Source organism: Gammaproteobacteria bacterium (assembly GCA_003696665.1).
In the GTDB taxonomy this organism is placed as follows: domain Bacteria; phylum Pseudomonadota; class Gammaproteobacteria; order Enterobacterales.
The window spans coordinates 1-4,787 of the sequence record RFGJ01000309.1 but is presented as its reverse complement, the minus strand read 5'-3'; the positions used below and the strand labels follow the sequence as shown (position 1 = coordinate 4,787).

Genomic DNA, 4,787 nt, shown 5'->3' with positions numbered 1-4,787 from the left:
TCGGTCATTGATGAAGAGGAATTTTTGGAGCGATTGGCGCAACTGGAGTCTACGCGTGCGTAAAATTTACGAAGCGGAAAATATCATTGACGCGGAGCTTCTCGCGCAAATGTTCCGTGCGCACGGTGTCGATGTTTTCATCGAAGGCTGGCATCGTCAGGGGGCGCTTGGCGAGCTGCCAGTCAATGCCGCCCCCACTTTGTGGGTGGCCGATGATGTGTTGGCGCGTGCGCAAAATGTTTTGCAACTCTGGCAGCAGTGGCAGACGACGACACAAAGTCAGGCGGACTGGCGATGTCCGCGGTGCGGTGAAATGGTACCAGCGACGATGTTGAATTGCTGGTCGTGTGGTCAAGCGTACACATCACAAATCATCAAGTCACAGGAGAGCGCGCGTGAATAAACGTTGGGATGTCTATGGTATAGGCAATGCATTGGTGGACTTCGAGGTTGAGATCGATGAGGGGACATTGGCGGCACTTGGATTGGAAAAGGGCACCATGACTTTGATTGACGAGGCGCGTCATGACCATCTGATGCATGTGCTCAACGGCCGCTGGCACGGACGAGCCTGTGGTGGTTCGGCCGCCAATTCCATCATTGCAGTTGCCCAGCTGGGCGGGAAAGCGTTCTATAGTTGCCGAGTGGCAGATGATGAGGCCGGGCATTTTTACATTGAGGACTTGCGAAACAACGGTGTCGATACCCGGTTTGATGGCGGTGCCAAATCCGGTGTCACAGGAAAATGCATTGTGATGATTACGCCGGATGCGGAACGGACAATGAATACATTTCTCGGCATTACGTCGGAATTGCACCCGGATATCATTGATGTTGAGGCATTGGCTTCAAGTCGTTACCTGTATATCGAAGGCTATTTGGCGAGTTCACCGAGTGCGATTGAAACCGTTCGTCACGCACGAGCGGTGGCCAAGGAGAATGATGTCAAGACAGCGTTGTCACTGTCCGACCCTAGCATGGTACAGTTCTTTCGCGATGGCATGCAGGCACTGATCGATAATGGCGTTGATCTGTTGTTTTGCAATCGGGAAGAAGCATTGCGTTGGACTGGTACGAACGATTTGAATGATGCTGTGGATGTGTTGCGCTCGCAGGCACGGGAAGTTGTCGTCACTTTGGGCGCCGATGGTGCGCTGATCATCACTGACGAAGGTATGGAGAAAGTATCGGCCTATCCGGTTAAGGCAGTTGACACCAACGGTGCGGGTGATATGTTTGCAGGGGCGTTCTTATATGCCATCACGCATGGCTACAGTCACTCGGACGCCGCACGGCTTGCGTCGTATGGTTCGGCGCTGGTTGTGAGCCAGTTTGGACCGAGACTGTATGGCGAACCTTTAGCGCAGTTACGGGCGTATCCAAAAGGGGGGCAGTGATGAATATTTATATCATGCGTCATGGTGAAGCCGTCCCGACGCATCAAGCTCGCACCGATAGGGAACGACCGCTGACAGAAAATGGCCGTTTGCAAGCCATGTACATGGCGCAATGGTTAAAGGCGCACTATTCTGTGCCATCATGTATTCTATCCAGTCCATTTGTGCGGACTACGGAAACCGCCGCCATCGTGGCCGCGCAGCTTGAAGTCAAGAAGCCCATTTTGTATAGCGATGATTTGATTTCCGGTTCGGCACCAGAGGCGGCCGCGGGCGCCATATTGGCCCAATGTGCTGGTGATGTGCTGGTGGTTTCGCATATGCCGCTTGTGGCACAGCTTACCCTTTGGTTCGCGCCTGGAGCGGTCATTGAACGTTTTCCACCAGCCACAGTCGCGTGCATTGATTATGATCGCCAGTCCGCTCACGGCATTTTATTGGCGCAAGTATCACCTTCTGAGGTGATGCCATCATGAGTATGCGGAAAGAAGATACTGTCGCGCCGAAGCGAGCTGGTTTTTTGATGACACTATGGATCATCATCGCCTCTGCGGCGACGACTCTCTATCATTGTCTTGTCGTTTTGACCATGACGGGACGGCAACGCCCTGACTATCGGCGTCGCGTCGATCGGGTTATTAGAAGTTGGGCAGATTCGTTGATTCGTATTGTTGATATGCGCCTGTCGGTGAAGGGGCGTGAGCATTGGCGACCCACGCCAGGCCGCGCTTATCTAATCATGAGTAGCCATGCGTCTAACTACGATATTCCAGCTACTTATTTAGCCTTGGACGGATCAATTCGCATGTTGGCCAAACGTGAATTACTGTCGATTCCTATTTTTGGTCGTGCCATGCGGGTGGCGGAGTTTCTGTTCGTGGACAGGAGAAATCACGAGCAGGCGTTGAAGGATTTGGCGTTCGCCAAAAAGAAGATGGAAGACGGCATCATTTTGTGGATGGCGCCCGAGGGCACGCGCTCGCGAGATGGGCGGTTACAACCTTTGAAAAAAGGCGGCTTTCATCTTGCGTTTGATACCGATGCCATTGTGGTTCCTATTGGCTTCCGAAATATTGCCACGGTTCAGCCGGCGAAAACATTGCGCTGGACATTGCATCAGCCGGTCGAGTGTCATATTGGTCAACCCATTGACACACGGCAATTTTCTAAGCGTGATATTCCTGCGTTGATGGCGGAGGTGCGTGAGCAATTGCTTGTGTTGACGGGGGAAGCGGACGAAGTGTCCAGACTGGGTGAAGGCAAGGTCGAAACTTCGACCGAGCAAGCCGTGCCTGTTGAAAATTAAGCGATTTGTCAGCATGATTGAGAAGGGCAGCATCTCCATGATTGACGGCACTGAGGGAGGGAGCGCAAGGTGATTACACTGGTTTTGGCGGATGACCATGATCTGGTTCGGGTGGGGATTCGTCGTTTACTCGAGGAAGTGGCTGATTTTAAAGTGATCGGTGAAGCAAGCTCCGGAGAGGAAGCCGTCACCCGTGTACGCGAGTTGAGCCCTGATGTGGTGTTATTGGACGCCAATATGCCGGGCATCGGGGGATTGGAAGCGACGAAAAGGATGCTTCGCTATGTCCCGGATGTGAAGGTGATTGTGTTATCGGCTTATATTGAAGAGCCGCTGCCACAAAAATTCCTTGAAGTTGGCGCACGTGGTTATTTGACTAAAGGGGCGAACATCGACGAAATTGAAAATGCCGTTCGTAAGGTCAAGTCTGGGCAAATTTACCTGACCCCAGAAGTTGCACAACAGATGGCGATTCGCAGCGTACAGAAGGAGTCCTCACCCTTTGACAAACTGTCTGAGCGCGAAACTCAAGTCATGATGATGATCACCCAAGGGGTCAAGGTGACGGAAATCAGTAAACTGCTGTGTCTCAGTCCGAAAACCGTGAACAGCTATCGATATCGCTTATTTGAAAAGCTTGGTGTCAATGGTGATGTGGAGCTCACGCATCTGGCCATTCGTTACGGGCTGATTAAAGCAGGCATGCAACAAGACTAATTCATGGCCTTCGATGCCCGAGAATTTTTAAAGACAGTGCCAGAATGCCCGGGGGTTTATCGCATGCTCAATGCCTCGGGTGAAGTGATTTATGTTGGCAAAGCCAATGATCTCAAAAAACGCCTGTCGAGTTATTTTAGAAAGCATTTACCAAGCGCGAAAACGCGCGCATTGGTTGAAGAAATTGCTAGCATTGAACTGACAACGACCGATACGGAAATTGAAGCCTTGCTTTTGGAGCAAAACCAAATCAAGGCGTACCGACCAAAATACAACATCCTGCTCCGAGACGATAAATCCTATCCATACATCTTCTTATCCTCACATGCTTGGCCAAGATTGGCGAAATATCGAGGTGCAAAACGCGAAAGCGGAGAATATTTTGGCCCATTTCCCAGCGGGGCGGCCGTCAAGGAAACACTGGCCTTGGCGCAAAAATTGTTCAAAGTAAGGCAATGCGAGGACACGGTGTTTGCCAATCGCACGCGGCCCTGTCTTGAGTACCAGATAGGCCGGTGCAAGGCGCCGTGTGTTGGTATGGTAAGTGCGGAAGAATATGCCAGAGATGTCGAGCTGACTCGGGACCTGATTCGTGGGGCGGGCCAAGAGGTCATCAATAAACTTGTGGCCCAAATGGAAGCGCTGTCGGCAAAACTCGAGTATGAAAAAGCGGCAGTGGTTCGCGACCAAATCAAAGCGCTTCGACATGTCACTAGCGAGCAGGCGATAGAGGAAGGGCACGCCGACGCCGATGTGATGGCATGTGTTGAACGTGATGGGATGGCCGCCATTCACGTGCTGTTCGTGCGTGGTGGGCGAGTAATTGGCTCTCGCAATCACTTTATTGATCTCATCGAGCCGATGGACGTCGCGTTAACGCAGTTTTTGGGGCAGTTTTATGGTGAAGGCCGGCAAATACCGGACCAGATTCTGATCAATCATCTTCCATCAGATCTCGAGGCGATCACCCGCTGGCTGTTCCAACTTGCTGGTCGCCATGTCGCCATTCGCCATTCCGTACGCGGGATTCGGAAGAAATGGGTGAGTCTGGCAGAAAACAATGCCAAGGCGTCACTGGAAAGGCACAGACAATCTCGGCACGTGATGGAAAGTCGGTGGGTGCAGCTGACCGAGTGGTTAGGATTGTCCCGTTTACCAAAGCGCATTGAGTGCATGGATGTGTCTCATTCACATGGCGAAGAGGCGCGAGTCTCTCTTGTTGTTTTTGGTCAAGATGGGCCCGACAAAAAGCAATACCGTGAGTACCGCGTCACGGGCATCACAGCAGGAGATGACTACGCTGCAATCAGACAGGCCATCGAGCGACGATTCAGCGGTGATCCCAACTTTTTTCCAGATGTGTTTAT

General features: G+C 52.0%; 6 protein-coding genes. All 6 read left to right on the top strand.

Features of this window, described 5'->3' with window-relative positions; genetic code table 11:
- The first annotated feature begins 10 nt into the window (after nucleotides 1-10).
- A complete protein-coding gene (locus tag D6694_08370; protein RMH42092.1) occupies nucleotides 11-403 on the top strand; it encodes a DUF2007 domain-containing protein in 393 nt (130 codons plus the stop codon).
- Nucleotides 396-1,397 carry an adenosine kinase gene (locus D6694_08365; protein ID RMH42091.1) on the top strand — a complete coding sequence of 334 codons (1,002 nt, stop codon included), beginning with the start codon at nucleotides 396-398 and terminating at the stop codon, nucleotides 1,395-1,397. Before D6694_08370 ends, D6694_08365 begins: the two co-directional genes overlap by 8 nt.
- The gene (gene sixA / locus D6694_08360; protein RMH42090.1) at nucleotides 1,397-1,873 is read left to right on the top strand and encodes a phosphohistidine phosphatase SixA; all 477 of its coding nucleotides are present in this window, start codon (nucleotides 1,397-1,399) and stop codon (nucleotides 1,871-1,873) included. Before D6694_08365 ends, sixA begins: the two co-directional genes overlap by 1 nt.
- A gap of 2 nt (nucleotides 1,874-1,875) precedes the next feature.
- Entirely contained in the window at nucleotides 1,876-2,703 is an 828-nt protein-coding gene (locus D6694_08355; GenBank protein ID RMH42089.1) for a 1-acyl-sn-glycerol-3-phosphate acyltransferase, read from the top strand.
- A gap of 69 nt (nucleotides 2,704-2,772) precedes the next feature.
- The gene (gene uvrY / locus D6694_08350; GenBank protein RMH42088.1) at nucleotides 2,773-3,420 is read left to right on the top strand and encodes a two-component system response regulator UvrY; all 648 of its coding nucleotides are present in this window, start codon (nucleotides 2,773-2,775) and stop codon (nucleotides 3,418-3,420) included.
- Between the two features lie 3 nt (nucleotides 3,421-3,423).
- A partial coding sequence (gene uvrC, locus D6694_08345; GenBank protein RMH42087.1) for an excinuclease ABC subunit UvrC occupies nucleotides 3,424-4,787 on the top strand: 1,364 nt, incomplete at its 3' end.

What these genes read in the sequence shown, in the direction of transcription:
- D6694_08370 (RMH42092.1), top strand. Translation starts at nt 11, where the DNA reads ATGAAGAGGAATTTTTGGAGCGATTGGCGCAACTGGAGTCTACGCGTG.
- sixA (RMH42090.1), top strand. Translation starts at nt 1,397, where the DNA reads ATGAATATTTATATCATGCGTCATGGTGAAGCCGTCCCGACGCATCAA.
- D6694_08355 (RMH42089.1), top strand. Translation starts at nt 1,876, where the DNA reads ATGCGGAAAGAAGATACTGTCGCGCCGAAGCGAGCTGGTTTTTTGATG.